General features: G+C 35.4%; 13 protein-coding genes. 1 reads left to right on the forward strand and 12 read right to left on the reverse strand.

Features of this window, described 5'->3' with window-relative positions; all coding sequences use genetic code 11:
* Positions 1-237 precede the first annotated feature (237 nt).
* From ASD98_RS08335 to ASD98_RS08390, 12 genes are all read right to left on the reverse strand, one after another.
* The gene (locus tag ASD98_RS08335) at positions 238-2,172 is read right to left on the reverse strand and encodes a family 2A encapsulin nanocompartment cargo protein cysteine desulfurase (protein ID WP_056202648.1); all 1,935 of its coding nucleotides are present in this window, start codon (positions 2,170-2,172) and stop codon (positions 238-240) included.
* On the reverse strand, positions 2,156-3,076 hold the full coding sequence (locus tag ASD98_RS08340) for a family 2A encapsulin nanocompartment shell protein (RefSeq protein ID WP_056202651.1): 921 nt from the start codon (positions 3,074-3,076) through the stop codon (positions 2,156-2,158). The genes ASD98_RS08335 and ASD98_RS08340 overlap by 17 nt, the downstream gene beginning before the upstream one ends.
* 105 nt (positions 3,077-3,181) lie before the next feature.
* Positions 3,182-4,102 (reverse strand): cysteine synthase A, encoded by a 921-nt coding sequence (gene cysK, locus ASD98_RS08345; protein WP_056202654.1) that lies wholly within the window; start codon positions 4,100-4,102, stop codon positions 3,182-3,184.
* A 13-nt stretch (positions 4,103-4,115) separates the two neighbouring features.
* Positions 4,116-4,940 carry a serine O-acetyltransferase EpsC gene (gene epsC / locus ASD98_RS08350; RefSeq protein ID WP_056202655.1) on the reverse strand — a complete coding sequence of 275 codons (825 nt, stop codon included), beginning with the start codon at positions 4,938-4,940 and terminating at the stop codon, positions 4,116-4,118.
* Positions 4,941-4,970: 30 nt separating this feature from the next.
* Positions 4,971-6,626: an arylsulfatase gene (locus tag ASD98_RS08355; protein WP_056202656.1), complete on the reverse strand. Its 1,656-nt coding sequence runs from the start codon at positions 6,624-6,626 to the stop codon at positions 4,971-4,973.
* Between the two features lie 782 nt (positions 6,627-7,408).
* The gene (locus tag ASD98_RS08360) at positions 7,409-7,726 is read right to left on the reverse strand and encodes a hypothetical protein (RefSeq protein ID WP_056202657.1); all 318 of its coding nucleotides are present in this window, start codon (positions 7,724-7,726) and stop codon (positions 7,409-7,411) included.
* 283 nt (positions 7,727-8,009) lie between these two features.
* A complete protein-coding gene (locus ASD98_RS08365) occupies positions 8,010-9,623 on the reverse strand; it encodes a sulfatase-like hydrolase/transferase (protein ID WP_056202662.1) in 1,614 nt (537 codons plus the stop codon).
* Between the two features lie 46 nt (positions 9,624-9,669).
* On the reverse strand, positions 9,670-10,377 hold the full coding sequence (locus ASD98_RS08370) for a thioredoxin domain-containing protein (RefSeq protein WP_056202666.1): 708 nt from the start codon (positions 10,375-10,377) through the stop codon (positions 9,670-9,672).
* An 88-nt stretch (positions 10,378-10,465) separates the two neighbouring features.
* The gene (locus ASD98_RS08375) at positions 10,466-11,533 is read right to left on the reverse strand and encodes a sterol desaturase family protein (RefSeq protein ID WP_056202669.1); all 1,068 of its coding nucleotides are present in this window, start codon (positions 11,531-11,533) and stop codon (positions 10,466-10,468) included.
* A gap of 291 nt (positions 11,534-11,824) precedes the next feature.
* Positions 11,825-13,747 (reverse strand): arylsulfatase, encoded by a 1,923-nt coding sequence (locus ASD98_RS08380; RefSeq protein WP_056202672.1) that lies wholly within the window; start codon positions 13,745-13,747, stop codon positions 11,825-11,827.
* A gap of 30 nt (positions 13,748-13,777) precedes the next feature.
* Entirely contained in the window at positions 13,778-15,250 is a 1,473-nt protein-coding gene (locus ASD98_RS08385; RefSeq protein WP_056202674.1) for a RagB/SusD family nutrient uptake outer membrane protein, read from the reverse strand.
* A gap of 17 nt (positions 15,251-15,267) precedes the next feature.
* Positions 15,268-18,393 (reverse strand): TonB-dependent receptor, encoded by a 3,126-nt coding sequence (locus tag ASD98_RS08390; protein WP_056202679.1) that lies wholly within the window; start codon positions 18,391-18,393, stop codon positions 15,268-15,270.
* Between the two features lie 1,005 nt (positions 18,394-19,398).
* Here ASD98_RS08390 and glp point away from each other — a divergent pair.
* Positions 19,399-20,571, forward strand: a complete 1,173-nt coding sequence (gene glp, locus ASD98_RS08395; RefSeq protein WP_056202684.1) for a gephyrin-like molybdotransferase Glp — start codon at positions 19,399-19,401, stop codon at positions 20,569-20,571.
* Positions 20,572-20,615 lie beyond the last annotated feature (44 nt).

Genomic DNA, 20,615 nt, shown 5'->3' on the forward strand with positions numbered 1-20,615 from the left:
TACGTTTTGTGATATTGGTAACTTTCTATACGTGTTTGTTGGTTTTTGATGAAAATCACTAGATTTTTTGATAAAAATGTAAGGCAGAATATTTTCGTTAAAAAAATTGCTGTTTTTTTAGTGGCAGTAAAAGCAGTTTTAATAAAAAAGCGATTGTTTTAAAACAATCGCTTTCAGGGTATAATTACTTAAAATATCAAAAAAAGTAATTATCATTTTGAGAAGAAATCTCGTATTTTAGAATCTAACTTTTTTAAGTTCCCAAATGGTTTTAATAAAAGTATCGACATCTTCGGTTGTGTTATAAAATGCTAATGACGGACGAACGGTTGTTTCGACCCCCATTCTGCGTAAAATAGGCTGTGCACAATGATGTCCGGTTCGAACCGCAACACCTTCTTTGTTTAAAGCCTGTCCAACCTGATCGTTTGAATAGCCTTGTAAATTAAAAGACAATACGCTTGCTTTATCCTTAGCAGTTCCAATCAATCGTACACCCGGAATTTCTTTTAAAAGTCTTGTAGCATATTCTAACAAATAATGCTCGTATTGACCAATAGCTTCAATTCCTAATTTGGTTACATAATCAATTGCTGCACCAAGACCAATTGCATCGGCGATATTTCCGGTTCCGGCTTCAAAACGATTCGGTGCTTTGTGGTATTTTATTTCCTCAAAAGTTACATCCTGAATCATGTTTCCGCCAGATTGATAAGGCTGCATTTCGTTTAGTAAATCCTCTTTTCCATATAAAGCCCCAATTCCCGTTGGACCAAACAATTTATGTCCTGAGAAAACCAGCCAATCCGGATTTAATTGCTGAACATCAACTTTCATATGCGAAACAGATTGTGCACCGTCGATTAAAACTTTTGCTCCGGCAGCGTGTGCCATTTCAACTATTTTTTTCGCTGGTGTTACCGTTCCTAATGCATTCGAAACTTGTGTAAAAGCAACCAAACGTGTTTTCGAATTCAGCAGTTTTGCATATTCATCCAGCAAAATCTGACCATCATCATCAACTGGAATTACTCTTAGTTTCAAGCCTTTTTTATCAGCTAGACGTTTCCATGGAACAATATTCGCATGATGCTCCAGATTACTCACAATAATTTCATCTCCGGAATTTAAATTCTGTTCGCCCCAAGTTGAAGCCACCAGATTTATTCCTTCTGTTGCGCCTCTCACAAATACAATTTCATTTACAGAACTAGCATTCAAAAAAGCTTTTACTTTTTCTCGGGCTGCTTCATATGCATCAGATGCACGAGCTGCCAGTTCATGCGCCGCACGATGAATATTTGAATTTTCATGTTCATAGAAATAGGCAATTCTATCAATTACCGATTGCGGTTTCTGCGTTGTTGCCGCATTATCAAACCAAACCAATGGTTTTCCGTTTACGGTTTCTCTTAAAATCGGAAAATCTTTTTTGACCAATGCAGCATCAAAATGATGACCTTTAAAAAGATTAATTTCTTTATGATCGAAAGAATTTCCAACAATTATATCTGTACTTCTTTTATCAAAAGCAAAAGGATTTTGATCTAGAAAATAGTATGAATTTGTTGTTTCATTTCCGTTTAACGGAAAATCTTCTCGTTTTCTAAATTGCGTATCAACCGATGCCAAAGCAGCCTGTAATTCGATCTCAAAAGAAGAATTCCCTGTTTGAAAGGGCAGATATTGATTATTCAATGAAAAAGAAGAAAAAACAGTTTCTTCATTCAGTTGTGGAGAATTTCCATTTTTTAAATTAACATCATGAAATCCGGTATGTGGATCATTGATATTTAAATCATGGTTTTCCTGAACTCCTGACGACGAATTTTTGTTTTGCGGATCAAATCCTGCCCCAGCATTTGGGTATAAAGCGGAGGCTCCTGTATTTCCATAATTTAATACAGATGGAGAAGCTCCAAATCCGCTGAATGCAGGTGGCGCAAGTGTTGTACTCGACGGACTTACTACTGGAATCTGACCAAACTGATCAACGTTTCCGGCATGCAATATCGTTTCTGCAATCCTTGTCGCACGAGGGTGTTCGGCTTTATCCGGACTTAATGAGATTTCTTTTGGAAATTCATTTGGTAAAGCTTTAAACAACTCGTTTGCCAAATTCTGCAAATCGTCGATGTTTGGTAAACCGTTGTTGTTAATATTTGTACTCATGATACTTTCCTATTTCTACATCTTCTAAAACGGCAATGGCATCATCTACCAAAATAGCCAAAGAGCAATAAAGAGATACTAAATATGAAGCAATGGCTCTTTCGTTAATTCCCATAAAACGAACTGATAATCCAGGAGATTGTTCGCCTTGTAAACCTGGCTGGATAAGTCCGATAACGCCTTGACGGCTTTCTCCAGTTCTTAAAAGAATGATTTTTGATTTTCCTTTTACGATTGGTAATTTATCAGATGGAATAAGCGGAATTCCTCTCCAGGTTAAAAACTGTGATCCAAATAAAGATGTTGTTGGAGGCGGAACACCGCGACGTGTACATTCGCGCCCGAAAGCCGCAATGGCTAAAGGATGTAAAAGGAAAAAACCAGGTTCTTTCCACACTTTTGTCAATAATTCATCCAAATCATCTGGAGTTGGCGCTCCGGTTCTTGTTTTAATAATTTGAGATGGTGCAACGTTGCTTAATAATCCGTAATCTTTATTGTTGATTAATTCGCTTTCCTGACGCTCTTTGATTGTTTCGATAGCTAAGCGAAGCTGCTCTGAAATCTGATTGTAGGGTTTGCTGTATAGATCAGAAACACGAGTATGTACATCAACAATGGTTTGTACGGCAGCCAGATTGTATTCTCTGGGATTATCGATATAATCCACAAAAGTATTAGGTAAAATTCTTTCGTCGCGTGCCGAACAATCGACTTCGATGTGGTTTGCGTTTTTTACTTTATTCAAACGAAATACTCCCGATTCTACTGGTGTCCAATGCAAAAGATGTGTTAACCAGCGTGGAGTAATGGTTCCAATTTGAGGAACAGTACGTGTTGCGATCGCTAATTGTCTTGCTGCAACATCGCCTAATGCGGTCTGTTGTTTTTCTAATTCTGCCATAGTTTTAAGGTTTTTTGGTTAATTATTTTATTTTTAATCAATTCTAAGATTTAATTCTTAAAATTACGGGTTTTATTTTGTTGTAAGGATTTGGTATTTAGTTTTTTAGGAGAAAAAATCAAATAATTCTTCAACAGAAAGATATCGTTCTCCGGTGTCATAATTAAAAGTCAGGATTACGGCATTTTCGGGAATATTTTTTAGTTTTTTAGAAACGGCAGCCAATGCAGCTCCGGTCGAGATGCCTCCAAAAATTCCTTCTTCTTTAGTTAATTTCTTTGCAAATGAAAAAGCATCGTTTTTTTCGATGGTAACAATTTCATCGATATATTCTCTGTTAAAAACTTCGGGAATAAATCCGGCGCCAATTCCCTGTAATGGATGTGGAGCAGGAATACCGCCGCTTAAAACAGGCGAAAGCGCAGGCTCAACCGCAATAGTTTTTAGATTTGGAAAATGCTGTTTTAAAATTTTAGAAACCCCCGTAATATGTCCGCCCGTTCCAACGCCTGTAATTAGATAATCAATCCCGTCTGGGAAATCGGCTAAAATTTCCTGCGCCGTTGTTCTTTCGTGAACTTCAACATTCGCACGGTTTGTAAATTGCGAAGGCAGAAAAGAATTTTTAATAGTTGCTGCCAGTTCATTTGCTTTTTCAACCGCTCCCGAAGTTCCTTTTTCTCTCGGAGTCAAAACATATTCTGCACCGTAAGCTTCGATAATTTTTCGGCGTTCCACACTCATCGATTCCGGCATTACAATAATAACTTTGTAACCTTTTACGGCTGCCACTAACGAAAGTCCGATTCCGGTATTTCCGGATGTTGGTTCAATAATGATAGAATCGGGATTTAAAAGTCCTTTCTGTTCAGCATCTTCAATCATTGCCAGCGCAATTCTGTCTTTGATACTTGATCCCGGATTTGCTTTTTCTAGTTTAATCCATACCTCGTGGGTTTTAAAAAGCTTGTTGAGCTTTATGTGGGGCGTATTGCCAATGGTTTCTAAAATGTTCTGATATTTCATGTGTTTGATATTTTTAAATAGAATAAAAAATGGGTTCGGGAAAAGGATTATTATCCTTAACCTTCATCTCATTTTTATGGTAAACAACCGAATTGGAAGGCACAGAATACGTCAGCCATACATTGCCTCCAATAATAGAATCTCTGCCCACAGTTGTTTGTCCGCCAAGAATTGTGCTGTTGGCGTAAATAATTACATTGTTTTCAATTGTAGGATGCCTTTTTATAAAAGCTTCCTCTTTTTTAACGCTCAATGCACCAAGCGTTACGCCTTGATAAATTTGAACGTTATTGCCAATAATTGTAGTTTCGCCAATAACAATTCCTGTGCCGTGATCAATCGCAAAATCATTCCCGATTTTGGCACCCGGATGAATTTCAATACTGGTTTTGATATGCGCATATTCTGAAATCGTTCTGGCTAATAATTTTAAATCCTGCTTCCAAAGCTGATGAGAAAATCGATAAACGGCAATAGCGAAAAAACCTGGATACGAGTATAATACTTCTTCTAAAGATTTGGCTGCAGGATCTTTTGCAAAAATGGTTTGAGCGTCATTCAGCGCTTTTTTATGCAAATGCGGCAGTGCTTCAAAAAATGTTTCCGTCTGCCTTTTGCTGTTTTGATTTTTAGGAGCAAAGTCTAAAACCAGCTCGTCAAATTGTTTTTCCAATCCATCAAATTTATTTTCAATAATCGCCAGAATACCGTAGGATTTTGAAGTATTCGAAAACAAAATCGAAAACAATTCATCTATAAACTGATGGATTAATTTCTTTTCAGGAAGTATTAATAATTCCTGATGCTGTCTTGCAATTTCCTGATAAAATGAATTCATATGGATTGATTTTATGGTTAGAAAATAATTTTATTTTTTCAACGCCGCACCGCCAGGCATTGTTTCTGGTTTTAATTTGAATTTACTGTATTCTACAACTCCGGTTTTATCTGCCCATTCAAAATAGGAAGCCGAAAGTTTATTTACAATTCCCGGATTCTGCTGTGCTACATTGGTAGTTTCGCCTCGGTCTTTTTCAAGATCATACAATTCCCATTCGTAAGAAGGATAAATCGAAACCAGTTTCCATTTTCCATCGCGAACGGCTCTGTTTCCAGCTCTTTCCCAAAATAATGGTGCGCCTCTATCGACCTGTGAAACATTATTAAATAAAACAGGCAACAAACTTTTTCCAACCAAAGCGTTTGTCGTCACACCATTATATTCTTTTGGGTATTCAATTCCTGCCAATTCGTAGAAAGTAGGAGCGAGGTCAATGATATGTCCGGTTCCCTTATCAATTCTTCCCGCTTTTATTTTTGATGGATACCATGCTATAAACGGAGAACTAAAACCACCTTCGTGCATATTATTTTTATATTGCTGAAGTGGTGTATTCGATAAATAAGCCCAGTTTTGTTCCTGATAATCAAACGAACCCGAAGTTCCAACTGGTCCGTCATTTCGAACTAAACCTCTTCCAAAGGGATTATAGGTATTGAATCCGCCTTGAGCGCCATTGTCTGAAATAAAAATAATCAGCGTGTTTTTGTCTTTTTTAAGCGCTTTTAATTTGTCCAGAACTTTGCCAACGTTTTGATCCATATTGTCGACCATAGCGGCGTATACTTCCATTTTAGCTTTCCAGAATTGTTTTTCGTCGTAGCTTAACTTATTCCATTCCGGAACTTCAGGATCTCTTGGCGATATAGTTTGATCGGCAGGTAAAATTCCGCTGGCTTTTAGTTTCTGGATTCTCTTTTCTCTTAAAACATCCCAGCCTTCATCAAATTTCCCTCTGTATTTCGCAATATCACCAGGTTTCGCCTGCAGCGGCCAATGCGGCGCTGTAAAAGCCAGATATAAAAAGAAAGGTTTGTTTTCCTTGTTTTGTTCGTCAAGGAAAGTCACGGCATTATTTCCAATTTCATCTGTAAAATAATACGAATCATCTTTTGGATGCAGTTCTTCGTTATTGCGGATTAATTTTACCGGATACGGAGTTTTTCCAAACGGAAGTGGTTTCGTATCAAAATAATTCGATGCACCTTTTAAGATTCCGTAAAACTTATCAAAACCTCTTTGATTCGGCCATTGTGCCTGATCTTCTGATCCTACATGCCACTTTCCTGACAAAAGTGTGCTGTAACCGCCAGAACGGAAAACTTCTCCCAAAGTCAAAGATTCCTTATTTAAATAACCCTGATAAGCCGGTAAACCTAAATTGACATCAAAGAAACCAACTCCGGCTTTATGCTGATATTGCCCGGTTAGGAGAGAAGCTCTTGTTGGAGCACAAATTGAGTTATTGTAAAATTCGCGTAAGCGTAAACCTTCTGTAGCTAACTTATCTAAATTGGGTGTTTTAATTTCTGAGCCATAATTTCCTAAATCTGAATAACCCATATCGTCAACCAAAATCAAGATAATATTGGGTTTTGATTCTGTTTGAGAATGTAACTCGTGAGAAGTTACAACTCCTGTTAAAAGAATGGAAAACAGAATTTTCGTGATTTTTGTATTCATTTTAATGTACTTTTTGTTAGTTGTTTTTTGTTTTGTAAGTGATAAATGTTCTTTAAATCAGGTCATTTCTGTTGCCGCAGAAATGACCTTTGGTAATCAAAAAGAATGTTAGTTTGTCGTCTCCATTTTCATTTTTGATTTAGTATAACGTAATATTTTCTGAAGCAAAAGCATCAAAAGGATATTTAATAAAATTTGGGAATAAACGCAGTTCGATTTATAGTTTGAGATTTTAATTCTAAACCGATTCAAAACGAACGTATAAGGAAGGATTAACAACAGCTGCACATATAACAAGAAGTGTCATAGGTGTTTTTTTTACGAAGAATGTGATACGTGTTATTTACTGTTGTTTTCAAAATGTAAGTTTTAAATTTAAACTATACTAATTCTATAGACAAAGTTATATTTAATAATGTAATATCCAAATTAATCTTTCATTTTTTTGAAAAAAAGATGTGATATAATATGGTGTAGGTGTATTTTTATGTTTTAGTTTGTTGATTTTTAATTGATTGGTGTTTTTTATTTGTAAACAAAAAAATAAAGTTATACGGAAGTTTTGACAGAGATTTTTATTAGGAATTGTTAGAATCTCGCAAAGTCGCGAAGACGCAAAGTTTTGTTTCACGCAGATTCTGCAGATTTAATTAAAAAATCTCTGCGTAAATCTGCTTAAATCCTTTTAAATCTGCGTGAAATTTTTTTTTTTAATTCTTATAATCTGCAGCTATAAATAAAAACTTTGCGTCTTTGCGACTTTGCGAGAAAATAGACGCTTTTTAGCTGCCAAAAAGCAAAAAAGCAATAATCAACGTTAAAAGATAAACTATCGGAAAAGTAAAGAGGAAATATTTTACGGATCTTCCAATTAAAAAAGTTCCAATTGTGCCAATTGAAATGAGATATAAAAATTGAATTAGAAGGATTTTAAGATTTGCAAAATCAAATACTTTCGTAAATAAATCGGAAGTGTCTGACCAAGAGAAAACAGGAACTTCGGGAAGAAATATAAAAAGGGAAATTCCGATGATTATAAATCCTAAAATTACGACTGTCCAGTCTTCGTGTATATTAAATTGTTTGGGTTGAGTTGACATATTTTTGGTTTGATTATTCTAAGAATTATTGATTCTAAGATTTTATTTCAATTGTCTCTAGCTTCAGCTGGATTTAACAGATTTGTAGATAAAAAAAGGTTTTTAATTGCCTCCAGCTTTAGCTGGAGGTAACTGATTTACAAATAGAAAAAGGCTTTAGCCGAATAAAAAGTTTGGCTAAAGCCTTCTGCTCTTTAAATTTTAAACCTCCAGCTAAAGCTGGAGGCAATTTATTATTTGTTTCCTGCAAGGTTTTGGAAACCTTGCAGGACTGTTGTAATTGTTACAAATCGACAAAGTATTTTTGTTTACCAAAATCAAATTCATAATAAGTTAGATTAGGCCAAAGTGGTTTGATCAATCCTTTTTCCCAGGTTTGTAAAGCGGTTTGTAATTCTTTTACTTTTTCAGGATTTTTTGCAGCCAGATCTGTAGTTTCAGATTTGTCTTTTGATAAATCATACAACCATTTTTCATGCGTTTTTCCGCTGATGATTAATTTCCAGTCGCCGCTTCGAATTGCTTTTGCATCGCCTGAACGCCAATATAAATTTTTATGTGCTTCTTTATTGTTATTGACGACATCTATTAAATCAACTCCGTCATAAACTCTGTCTTTTGGTAAACCGGAATGTGTAACGGCCGCGATTGTACTAAAAATATCCAAAGAACTTACAGGAGTTTTATAAATAGTATGTGGTTTAATTTTTCCCTTCCACGAAAGTGTAAACGGAACATTTATACCGCCTTCAAAATGAGAAAATTTCCCGCCTTTTAATGGTGCGTTTGTTGTGGCAAAAGTATAATCGGCACCGCCATTGTCGCTGATGAAAAAGATTAAGGTGTTTTCTTCTAAACCTTCTTTTTTAACTTTTTCTCTAATTCTTCCAACGGCGTCATCAAGTGCGCTGATCATGGCAAAATACACGCGTTTATTTTCATCTTTTACATTCGGAAAGCGATCGTAATATTTTTTGCGAACCTGAAATGGTGTATGCGGCGCATTAAACGGAACATAAAGTAAAAACGGTTTGTTTTTATTTTTATCAATAAAAGCTTCAGCTTCATCAGCAAAGGTCTCGGTTAGATATTTTTTGTCTTTTATGATTGTCGTATCGCGGCGAATTTGTCCAATTCCAACACGGCCATTCCCCCAAATCATTTTATCGGTAAAATCTTTATGATGATGATTTATGATATCTGGATTGTCATCTTCGGGCGTGTACAGCGAGAATGCCTGATAAAATCCGTAATGATAATCAAAACCTCTGTCTAAAGGAAAAAATCCTTTGTTATGACCCAAATGCCATTTCCCTATAATTGCTGTATTGTAACCTTGTTTTTTAGCTAAATCAGCAAAAGTAATTTCAGATTTTGGTAGACCCTGAGTAGCGATTGAAGCTTCGTTTGGATAGTTTATTTTATTATTTAATCGCCAGCTGTTAGTGTTGATTAAATATTTAAAAGCATAATATTCTAAATTATTTTTTGGATAACGATCTCCCGGCTGATATTCATGCCCAAAACGTTCCTGATAACGTCCGGTTAGTAATCCGGCACGCGATGGCGAACAAATCGATGCCGAAACATATCCATCGGCAAAAGTTACTCCGGAAGCTGCAAGTGAATCAATTTGTGGTGTTGGAGTAGATTTTCCTCCGTAAAGAGAAATATCATATTTGCCTAAATCATCGGCAACAAGAATGATAATGTTTGGCTTTTTTTCTGAAGCAGTATCTTTCTGTGCCAGAAATGCTGCTTTTCCTTCGGTTAGTTTTTCATCCGCTTTTATTAATGTTCCATCCGTATTTATGGGCCAGAATAAAAATGCTGCCAGTATAAGAAGCACCAATAAAATGGGTAGAATAATCTTGGTTATTTTTTTATAGTTTGCCATTATGGTTAGTTTAGTTTTCGTGTATTTTAAGAATGATTATATGTATTTATTTAGAAGCCAAAGCCACATCAACATCATTTTTCAAATCGCCTAAACCGTCTTTTTTGAAGATGATTTTACCATTTTGATATAAGATCAAAGTAGGGAAGACCTTTACGTTTTTTAAGTCGGCAATTACCTGCGGGCTGGTTTCTAACTCAATTTCTACGATTTTTAAATTTTCACCGTATTGAGTTCTAATGGTTTCCAAAACTGGTTTTACTTTTGTGCAGGCCCCACAATATTTTGAGCCAATATCTACCAGAACGGTTTTATTATCGGCAATGATTTTATTGTATTCAGTTAAGGTCAGTTTGCTTTTAGAATTGGCATAAAAAGGTTTTCCGTTTCCAATCCAGTTGGCAATTCCGCCTTCTAAACTATAGGCTTCTTTAAAACCGTTTTTTAATAATGCATCAGCCAGCCAAACGCTTCTTCCGGCTCCGATAGAGTAGGTGAAAACAGGTCTTGATTTGTCTAATTTTGCCACTTGTTCTGCATAATCTTTGGACTCTAAATTAAAATTTACTGCTCCGTTAATATGGTTTAAGGCAAATTCTTCCGGTCCTCTGGCATCAATTATCTGCGGTTTTTTTTCAACCTGAATTTTGCTGTAAAAAACATCTAATGAAACGGTATTTGAACTCTTATTCTGTGAAAATCCTACTATTGTAAAAAGCAGGATTAGCGTGGTAATACTTATTTTATTTTTCATGATGGAAAGGTTTTGATAAAAGCTGGCAGCGTATTCAAGGTTAATTTGAATACACTGCCGTACTTTATATTTTTATTACTTTTTGAGATTAAGCCTGCTCTAAAACCGGAGTTTGTTCAGCTGTTTCAGTTGCTTTTTCTACAGGTTTAGCTTTTAGTGGAAATGCCAATACACCGTCGGCAAGAGAACTTCCTTCTTTTTTAGATTTGAATATTGGCCATAAAAATTGTGCGTACCATTCTTCCTGTTTGTATGATTTTGTTCCGTAAGATTCCGGGAATTTTCGTGTGATTAATCCGGTTCCGAAAATAACATCCCAAATGAAAAACATGTTTCCAAAGTTTCCTTTAAAGTGTCCAACACCGTCACCGCTGGTATCTGCGTGGTGTGCGTGGTGTGTTGCCGGAGTAGAAATTAATCTTTCTAAAACCCATGCAATTGGATGCAAAACTTTGTATTTGTAAAAAGGTTTGTCCCATGCAATGCTTGAGTGCGCGCCTAAAGTGATGAAACTTTTAATTACTAAAACAAATAAAGCCGGTAATCCTAAACCTAAATAGGTTAAAGTTGCAGTCAAATAAATTTGAGAAAAGAATACGGTATAAATAAAGTTTTGTCGTGAAGCCATTGCCATTCCCATATATGGAGCGGAGTGGTGCGTTCTGTGAAAACGCCATAAAAACGGAACTTGATGGTGCAATCTGTGGTACCAATACTGCGTTAAATCATCGGCAATTGCGATTAGAAAAAATCCTCCCCAAAACGGAACCCATGACAATGCATTAGCAGCATTTGGCAATAAATAGGGTAAAGCTGTTAAGCTGAAAAATGCAATTACCGGAGGCAAAAGTAATTTTGGTGCTAAGAAACAAACAATATCTATTTTGCGTTCTTCGCCCGTCCATTCGTCATCATAAAGACCGGCCGCAAATTCGATAATTCCTAAAACTACCATAAATACAATTAATCCCCAGGTTCTAATATGCTGAAACACGGGTTGTGCAAATTCTAAAAATGATGGTAAAGTAAGGTGAGATTCGCTCACAAGACCATTTGTTAGTTTAAAGTAAAGATAAATTGCTACAACCGGTAAGCTGTATATAAATAGACTAATGGTTAAGTCTCTTGTTAGTTTTTCTTTTTGAACTATTGCCATGATTTCTTATTTTAAAAATTGATTAATTAATACTAATCCTCCGGCTAAAATTACCAGCGGAACTAAAAATACAATTGCCCCAACGACAATCTTTTTTCCTATAATTTCATAATCTACTCGTTTCATATCTTTTTGAATTTTAATATGTTAATGTAAAAATAAATAATTAAACTTCTAATTCTATGGATATAGTCGAGTTTTATTTTTTATTTTTTCACTAATTTGTTAGAATCTTTTGTTTTTATTGAAAAACCTACAAGGTTTTGAAAACCTTGCAGGTTGTGAAAATGATTATTTTGCAGCTTCTGTATCTGCAGGTTTAGTTACTTGTTTCACTAAATCTTGCAGTGTTTTACCTTTGTCAGCTCCACTATTGTGAATTCTTCTGTTGTAAACATCCTGCCAGTCAATCAATGGATAAACATTGTTTTCTTTTGCCTGCTCATCAAACAATTTTTGAAGTTCAGCCAGTTTTTCAGGATATTTTTTAGCCAGGTTGTTACGTTCGTTAAAATCTTCGTTTAAGTTGTATAATTCCCAAACATCAGTATCAAAATTGCTTGCAGCCGGTTTTTCGTTTTTACCTAATGATTGTTTTACAGCAAATGAATCAGGTAAATGTGCCGCAGCCGCTTTCCATCCATCTTTATAAATAGCTCTGTTTCCAAAAATGTAGTAATATTGAACTTTGTGTAGGGATTCTGCTTTTGGATTTTCTATAGAAGCCTGAAATGATGAACCCTGAATAATGTCTTGTTTAATTCCTTTGATATATTCAGGAGCTTTAATTCCTGCAATTTCTAAAGTTGTTGGCAGTAAATCTGTTACGTGGCTGTATTGATTTCTGATTCCGCCTTTTTCTTTAATTCCGTTTGGATAAAAAACAATTAACGGATTACGAGTTCCACCTTCAGAATGTGCATCTTGTTTCCAGTTTTTGAAAGGAACGTTTGTGGCCTGAGCCCATCCTAATGGATAGTTAGTATTTAAACCTTTTGCAGTTCCAATTTCTCCAATATTATTTAAATTGCTTTGAAGATTTTCTGCTTCTGTTTTTCCTTGAGAGAATAAACTTTGGTTAATTGTTCCTTGTAAAGTTCCTTCTTTACTTGCTCCATTATCGCCAATTGCAACAAAAATCAAAGTGTTGTCAAGTTGGTTGCTTTCTTTCAGATAATTTACAACTCTTCCAATTTCAGCATCTGTATAAGTCAGGAATCCAGCGTATGTTTCCATGAATCTTGCGTATACTTTCTTTTCATCCGGAGTTAACTTTTTCCATTCTGTAATAAGCGCATTACGTTCTGGTAATACCGCATTAGCAGGAACAACACCTAATTTCTTTTGGTTTGCCAATACTTTTTCACGGTACACATCATAACCTTCGTCAAATTTTCCTTTATAAGGCTCGATCCATTTTTCAGCAACCTGATGAGGTGCATGAACGGCTCCCGGCGCATAGTATAAAAAGAATGGTTTTCCAGGTGCTGCTTTTTGCTGTTTCTGGATATAGCTGATTGCTTTATCTGTAATTAATTCATTTAAGTGACGCCCATCAGGTTTAACATGTGCCTGATCTTCCACTAAATCAGGGTTGTATTGATCTGTTTGCGATCCAAGGAATCCATAGAAATGATCAAAACCTTTTCCGGTTGGCCATCTGTCAAAAGGTCCGGCGTCTGTAGCATCTTCATCTGGAGTTACACCATATTTACCAACTGCAAAAGTGTTGTATCCGTTTTCGCGTAAAATCTCTGCAATTGTTCCTTTATCAGATGGAATTCTTCCGTCCCAGCCAGGAAAACCAGCCGATAAAATTGTGTGTGAAAATCCGCTTTCGTGTACTCTTCCGGAATTTCTTCCCGTTAATAATGCTGCACGTGTTGGTGCACAAATTGCCGTTGTATGAAAGTTGGTATAACGTAAACCGTTATTAGCCAGATTTTCAAAAGTAGGAGTTTGGATTAACCCGCCAAAAGCACTTGCAGCTCCAAATCCAACATCATCTAATAAAATCCAAACAATATTTGGCGCACCTTTTGGCGCCTTTACAGGATCTGGCCAATATTCTTTAGAATCGGCTAATGTTTTACCAATTGTTCCTTTGAACTCTTGAGTTTCTTGTGCAAAGCCAAATTGTGCAATTAGCAATGCAGTAATCAAAAGCCCTTTCTTTGGGCTTTTGATAGCGATGGTATTTTTAAAATTTTTCATTATTTAATAGTTTTTTGGATTGTAGTTTAATTAATATCCAGGGTTTTGCGGTAAACCAACTGGGTCAATATTTCTTTCACTCTGTGGAATCGGATAAAGATTATTTTTTTCAGAAACTGAGTTTTTAGCTGTAACTTTTTTGATTTCTGTAACTAAAGTTCCCCAGCGTACTAAGTCAAACCAGCGTTGTCCTTCCTGAACAAATTCTTTTTTGCGTTCTTCCTGAATTGCAGATCTAAAAGAGGTTTGGTTTAATCCAGCTAAATCTACAGTTGCATCTGGTGTTGTAATTGGTTTTCCGTAAGCTCTTCTTCTTACCTGATTAATTAATTCATAAGCTTCTGCAGTTGGTGCACCTTGCTCATTTATCGATTCTGCCAATGATAATAAGATGTCTGCATAACGAATTAAAGGGAAATTGATCGCTACGTTTCCTGGAGTAGCCAAATTGGTTAAATCCAGATATTTTTTAAAGATTGGTTTAGGGAAAGTATACAAAGTTCCGGTTGTTGGGTTAAGCAGTTGTTTTGCGTAACTTACATCTCTACGTGTATCTCCGGTTTCATAAATATCATAAAATAAAGCTACGTCTGAGATAATATCTGCCGGTTCTGTTGCTGTAAATCCCGTAAAAGATGTTGCTTGGAATGTACTTCCGCTAGATCCATTTCCAGCTTGGTTTGGCTCAAACTGAACAGAGAAAATATGTTCTTTTCCGTTCTTTTTTGTTTTTGTGAAAATATCCTGGAAGTTTTCGAATAAAGCATAACCATATCCGCCGTTAATTACTTCTCTTGCTTTTAAAATGGCATTTGGATAATCTTTTCTTGTCAAATACACTTTTGCTAAAATTGCTTTTGCAGCTCCAGACGTAGCACGTCCGGCATCTGCAGCAGTATAAGTTGCAGGTAAGCTTTCGGCAGCAGTCAAATCTGAAATAATCTGCGCATAAACTTCATCGACAGTCGCTCTTCTTGATTTTAAACTTTCTAACTGAATAGAAGTTGGTTCATGCAAAACAATTGGAACACCGCCCCAAAGACGAACTGCCTGAAAATAAAGCAATCCGCGGATAAATTTAGCTTCGTTGATTAATCTTGTTTTTACAACTTCAGATCCAGATACTTTTGGGATATTATCAATAGAAACATTGGCTCTGTTAATTCCTGCATATATTTGTCTCCAAGCTACCTGAACACGGTCTGAAGTAGCATCGTGAGTCAAACTGCTCAAAGCTCTAACCTGAGGGTTCGTTGCCGAAACTCCTGCTGCAGCATAATCTGAAGCCATGTCTGTCAGGAAATAAAGGTTTCTGCCAAATAAACTCTGTTCTCCCGGATCAAGGCTTAATGATGCATAAACGGCAGTTACACTGGCAACGGCGTCATCCTGGGTGATGAAGTAATTATCTTCGGTTACAAAAGAGGTTGGTGTTACCTCCAGATCTGTGCACGATACAAATAGTCCGGCACTTAAAAGGAATGTTATTATAATCTTTTTCATTTTATATATTTTTTTACTTAGAAAGTTACGTTCAAGCCCGAGATGAATGTTTTTGAGTTTGGATAAGAGCCAAAATCAATTCCGGGATATAAGTTGTTTTGTTCGTATGAACTTACCTCCGGGTCATAACCAGAGTATTTTGTCCAGGTAATTAGGTTTTCTGCTGAAACGTAGAATTTCACGCTTTTTGTTCCCAGTTTTTTAGAAACACTTTTGGGTAAAGTATAACCTAGAGTGATTAATTTTAATCGTAAGAAAGAAGCATCTTCTACATAACGCTCAGAAACAATTCCTAACGGAGAACTTGTTGCTCTTGGAATTTCATTGCTTGGATTTGTTGGTGTCCAGCGATCTTCTAATGTTACATTAGCATTTGTTCCAAGAGTAGAAATCTCTAACTGCTGATTTAAAGCGTTGAAGATTTTTCCTCCGTATGAACCTTGGAAAGAGAAATTCAAATCAAAATCATGATAAGAAATTGTGTTGCTGAAACTTCCAACAAATTTTGGCTGAGATGAACCTAAATCGCCTTTGTCAAGAGCTGTAATTACACCATCTCCGTTTGTATCAACATATTTTCTGTCTCCTACTTTTGTATTTGCTAAACTGTTGATTTTTGGTTGGGTATTAACTTCTTCCTGAGTTTGGAAAATTCCGTTTGTTCTGTATCCCCAGAAAGTTCCTAATGGTAATCCAACTTTTACCGTAACCGGCTGCTGCTGTAATAAAGAACCGTTTGGTACTACAGGAAAGAATTGATCAACACCATTTCCGATAGCTACCACTTTATTTCTATTAGCAGAAAAAACAATATTAGAGTTCCATGAGAAGTTTTCAGTTTTTAGGTTTTCAGTTGTTAAACCAATTTCGATACCTTTATTTTCAACACCTCCAATATTTTGAAGAACACTTGCATATCCTGAAGTTAACGGCACAGGAACGCTGATTAATAAATCGTTTGTTTTTTTGTAATACACATCAAAAACAAAATTGATTTTTCTGTCTAAAAGAGATAAATCTAAACCAACATTATACTGGTTTGTTTTTTCCCACTTCAAATCCGGATTTGCTAATCGGGTAGGAGCAAGTCCTGTGTATAATGTTCCTCCAAAAGAATAGTTTACAGAACCCATTTGAGCTAAAGCAAGGTAATTTCCAATTTCCTGATTTCCTGTAGTTCCGGCAGTAATTCTAAGTTTAGCTTCGGTTACACCTTTGATATTGTTTGCAAATTCTTCATCAGTGATATTCCAGGAGAAACCTGCTGATGGGAAATAACCCCAAAGTGATTCAGAACCAAATCTTGAAGATCCATCTGCACGAGCAGAAAGTGTAAAGTTATATTTTCCTTTATAAGAGTAATTTACTCTCGCAAGCCATGATTTTAAAACACTTTCGTATGCATCGCTGTATGGTTTTACTGCCACACCATCTTGTAACGCATTATAAGTATTAGCATCATTTATAAAAGTATTTGATCCTGCTGTAACTACTTCTCCTTTAGTGTATTGAAGCGTATAACCTCCTAAAGCTGAGAATTTATGGCTTTCGCCGAAGTTGGTATTATAGTTCAACGTATTTTCATTTAATACAGAACTAACCAATCTGTCCCCAACAGAAGCCACACCTTTTGTTCCTGCACCATTTGATGTATTTGCAGGAGCGTAATAATTTTGTTTTGTATCGATTACGTCACCGCTTACCGCAACTTTGGCGGTAAGTTTTTTAGTGATTTTGTACTCACCAAATAAACTGGTTAGAATTCTATTGATTTTAGTTTCGTTTATAGTATTTTCCAAATCATTAATAGGGTTTGGAACATAACCATTTACAGAAGTTGCGTATGGATTGTTAGTTACATTATAACTTCCGTTTTCATTTCTAATTGGCACTACAGGAGCAGTCAGTAAAACACTAACCAAAGGATTTGGATTTCTTCCTCCGCTGCCATTATTTGCAACACCATTAGAAAGTGAGTTACTATAATTGGCATTAATACCAAATTTAAAGTTTTGAGAATAGTTTCTTTCGTAATTGATACGAAGAGAGATACGTCTAAAATCAGATCCCAGAACAATACCTTCCTGATCAAAATATCCTGCAGAAACGGCATATCTTGACCTTTCATCCCCGCCTGAAAAAGACAATTGATGATTTTGAACCGGAGCTGCAGTTCTAAAAGCAGCATCCTGCCAGTCGTAGCTTCCAGAAGTTTTAAAAGCTTCTATCTGTGCCGCAGAAAAAGAAGGAGCCTGACCAATACTTGCCTGAACATCATTTCGCAAACTTGCCCATTGGCTGGCATTCATCACGTGAAGTTTTTTAGATACATTTTGGAACCCAAAATAACCTTGATAAGAAATATTATCCTGTCCCTTTGTTCCTTTTTTAGTTGTAATAATAACAACACCATTTGCACCACGTGAACCGTAAATTGCAGTCGCAGAGGCATCTTTTAGAACTTCGATAGATTCAATATCGGCTGGGTTTATGGTCGATAATACGTTTAAGCTCGCTCCGGCGTTAGCAACTCCGGCAGAGCTGTTTGCGTTGTCATTGTAAATTAAAATTCCGTCTACAACATATAAAGGTTCGTTACCCGCTGTGATTGAGTTCCCTCCACGAATACGTACACTTGATGAAGCGCCCGGGCGACCTGAACTTTGTGTAACTACCACACCGGCAACAGCGCCTCGTAATAAATTATCTGCTGATGAGGTTACCTGAGATAAATTGGCTTTTGGTACAGAAGCTACAGAACCGGTAATGTCTTTTCTCTTTTGAGTTCCGTAACCCACAACAACTAATTCGTCTAGTTCTTGCCTTTCTTCTTTTAAATGAATCGTAACCGGATTTTTCTCTACTATAATTTCTAGTTTCTTATATCCTATGTAACTTACGATTAAGGTGTAAGGAAATTTCTGACCCGTTTGAAAATAAAATTTTCCTTCAGCATCTGTCTGTACTCCGTGAGTAGTACCTTTAATAGTTACTGATGCACCTATAATTGGCTGATTTGTAATGTCATCGACTACAGTTCCGTCGAGTTTAGATTGAATAAGCGGTGTTGTATTTTGTGCCTGAAATTGCAGGGATGTTAACAAAATTGTAACCCATAAAATGAGGTTTATATTTTTTTTCATTTCTTTGTAATGGTTTAAGTAATTAACAAGGCGCCCTGAGAGCTGAATTTTCAGCACTCTGATTGTTTCCTTGATTTAGTGATAAATGTTCTTTAAGCCTCGCCATTTCTGTTGCCGCAGAAATGGCTTTTTTTATTTACAGCAGCAAGTTTGCATTGTTTTCATTTTAGTTGTTTTTTAGTTGGTTAATTATTTTCTTTTTAAAATATAGGTATATTCAAAAATCCTTTTGCCGCAGTTTTATGCATCAATTAGATGATTGTAATTCAATAAAAGTAATCTTGTGGTGAAATTGAGATTTCGTTTTTAGATTTAAAAATTAATCCGATAACGAATGTATTGCTTTAGGAATTAGCAACAGAAGCACATATAACAACAACTGTTATAAGTATCATTTTTAGGAAGAATAAAATGCGATATGCTCTCGGTTGTTTTCAAAATACAGCTTTTTTGGTTTCGAATATTATTTTATAACTCTACTAATCCTATAGACAAAGTTAATTTTAATATAATAAAAACCAAAAGTTTAGTAAACTTTTTTTCAAAATGATGCAGATAAAATGACTTTATTAATTCATGTTTTAGTTTAAATATTTGTTAATCAGTTGGTTGAGTGTTGTTTTTTATTTTTTAAATGTTAAAAATATTTTTTTAAGGATAATGAATTGTAATATTTTTCATTTAATTTGCTTGTTTTTAATACCTTAATTACATTTTAAGAACTTAAAAAACTTTCAAAAAAGTCCTCCAGGAAGGTCTAGTTCAAAAAATTATTAGAAAAACAGAAAGGAAAATCTTAATTCCTTTATTAGCTTTTTAAAAGGTAATTTTAAAAGAAAGTAAATCAAACTCTTCAGCTTTAAAAGCTATTTGATTTTTTCGCTCGGTATTTAAAAGAATTAAGCTAAATTTATATTTTTAAAAAATTTAGATACTTAATTGATTTAACTAAGTAAAAATACTTATATTTGTAATAAGTATTTTTTGCTTGTAAAAATAACACGAATGATTAAAGTAGAAGATGCTATAGCGATTATTGAGGCGAACAGCAAAAAAATGCCGACAAAGCTAATTCAGGTTAGCAAAGCGTTAGGATATGTTTTGGCAGAAAAAGTAATTTCGCCAATCGATATGCCGCCGTTTCGTCAGTCGGCAATGGATGGATATGCCTTTACGCACAGCATCAAACATCAATATGATATTGTTGGAATTTCGCAGGCTGGAGATCATTCAAATATAAAATTAAAGCCAAACGAAGCAATTCGAATATTTACAGGTGCTTTTGTTCCCGATGATGCAGATACTGTCGTCATGCAGGAACATGTAATGGCAAATAAAGATTCGATTTTGATTGCCACAATGCCTGAGAAGCTTTCAAATGTTCGTCTAAAAGGGGAACAAATTGCAAAAGACGGTGTTGTTTTTGAAGCTAATACTTTAATAACGCCGGCAGCAATTGGGTTTTTAGCTTGTTTAGGAATTACAGAAGTTGAGGTTTACAAAAAGCCGAAAGCAGCCATTTTAGTTACCGGAAACGAATTAATACAACCGGGAAAAAAACTTAAAAAAGGAAAAATTTTCGAAAGTAATTCGGTTATGCTGGAAGCGGCACTGCAAACTATCGGAATCAAAAAAACAAAAGTTTACAGAGTAAAAGATAATTTAAAAGCAACAAAAAATGCGCTTAAAAGTATTCTGAAAAAATACGATGTTGTTTTAATTTCAGGTGGAATTTCAGTAGGCGATTATGATTTTGTAAAAGAAGCTTTATTGCAAAACGGCGTTCAGGAATTGTTTTATAAAATCAATCAGAGACCTGGAAAACCAATGTTCTTTGGCTCAAAAAAGGAAACCTTAGTTTTTGCTTTACCCGGAAATCCAGCTTCATCGCTGACGAATTTTTACATTTACGTTTCGCCTGCAATCAAAAACAAATTAGGATTATCGGAAATTCATAAGACAAAAGTAGTTCGTAAATTAAATTCGGATATTAAGAATAATACAGGAAAAACATTATTCTTAAAAGCAAAATACGATGAAACAAATGTAACAGTTCTCGACGGACAAAGTTCTGCAATGCTTAACACTTTTGCCATAGCAAACAGTTTACTTATTGTTCCGGAAGATATTCAGGAATATAAAAAAGGCCAATTAGTAACATTATTGCCGATAGATTAGAATTTAGAAAATAGAATAAAGAGTAAAGAAAATAGATTTTTGGT

It is taken from the genome of Flavobacterium sp. Root186 (genome assembly GCF_001428525.1).
GTDB lineage: Bacteria > Bacteroidota > Bacteroidia > Flavobacteriales > Flavobacteriaceae > Flavobacterium.

Excerpts from the sequence above, each read along its gene's own strand:
- ASD98_RS08385 (WP_056202674.1), bottom strand. The coding sequence starts at position 15,250 with ATGAAAAAGATTATAATAACATTCCTTTTAAGTGCCGGACTATTTGTA.
- ASD98_RS08360 (WP_056202657.1), bottom strand. The coding sequence starts at position 7,726 with ATGTCAACTCAACCCAAACAATTTAATATACACGAAGACTGGACAGTC.
- ASD98_RS08375 (WP_056202669.1), bottom strand. The coding sequence starts at position 11,533 with ATGGCAATAGTTCAAAAAGAAAAACTAACAAGAGACTTAACCATTAGT.
- ASD98_RS08380 (WP_056202672.1), bottom strand. The coding sequence starts at position 13,747 with ATGAAAAATTTTAAAAATACCATCGCTATCAAAAGCCCAAAGAAAGGG.
- cysK (WP_056202654.1), bottom strand. The coding sequence starts at position 4,102 with ATGAAATATCAGAACATTTTAGAAACCATTGGCAATACGCCCCACATA.
- ASD98_RS08370 (WP_056202666.1), bottom strand. The coding sequence starts at position 10,377 with ATGAAAAATAAAATAAGTATTACCACGCTAATCCTGCTTTTTACAATA.
- ASD98_RS08365 (WP_056202662.1), bottom strand. The coding sequence starts at position 9,623 with ATGGCAAACTATAAAAAAATAACCAAGATTATTCTACCCATTTTATTG.
- ASD98_RS08335 (WP_056202648.1), bottom strand. The coding sequence starts at position 2,172 with ATGAGTACAAATATTAACAACAACGGTTTACCAAACATCGACGATTTG.
- ASD98_RS08355 (WP_056202656.1), bottom strand. The coding sequence starts at position 6,626 with ATGAATACAAAAATCACGAAAATTCTGTTTTCCATTCTTTTAACAGGA.
- ASD98_RS08340 (WP_056202651.1), bottom strand. The coding sequence starts at position 3,076 with ATGGCAGAATTAGAAAAACAACAGACCGCATTAGGCGATGTTGCAGCA.
- ASD98_RS08390 (WP_056202679.1), bottom strand. The coding sequence starts at position 18,393 with ATGAAAAAAAATATAAACCTCATTTTATGGGTTACAATTTTGTTAACA.
- epsC (WP_056202655.1), bottom strand. The coding sequence starts at position 4,940 with ATGAATTCATTTTATCAGGAAATTGCAAGACAGCATCAGGAATTATTA.
- glp (WP_056202684.1), top strand. The coding sequence starts at position 19,399 with ATGATTAAAGTAGAAGATGCTATAGCGATTATTGAGGCGAACAGCAAA.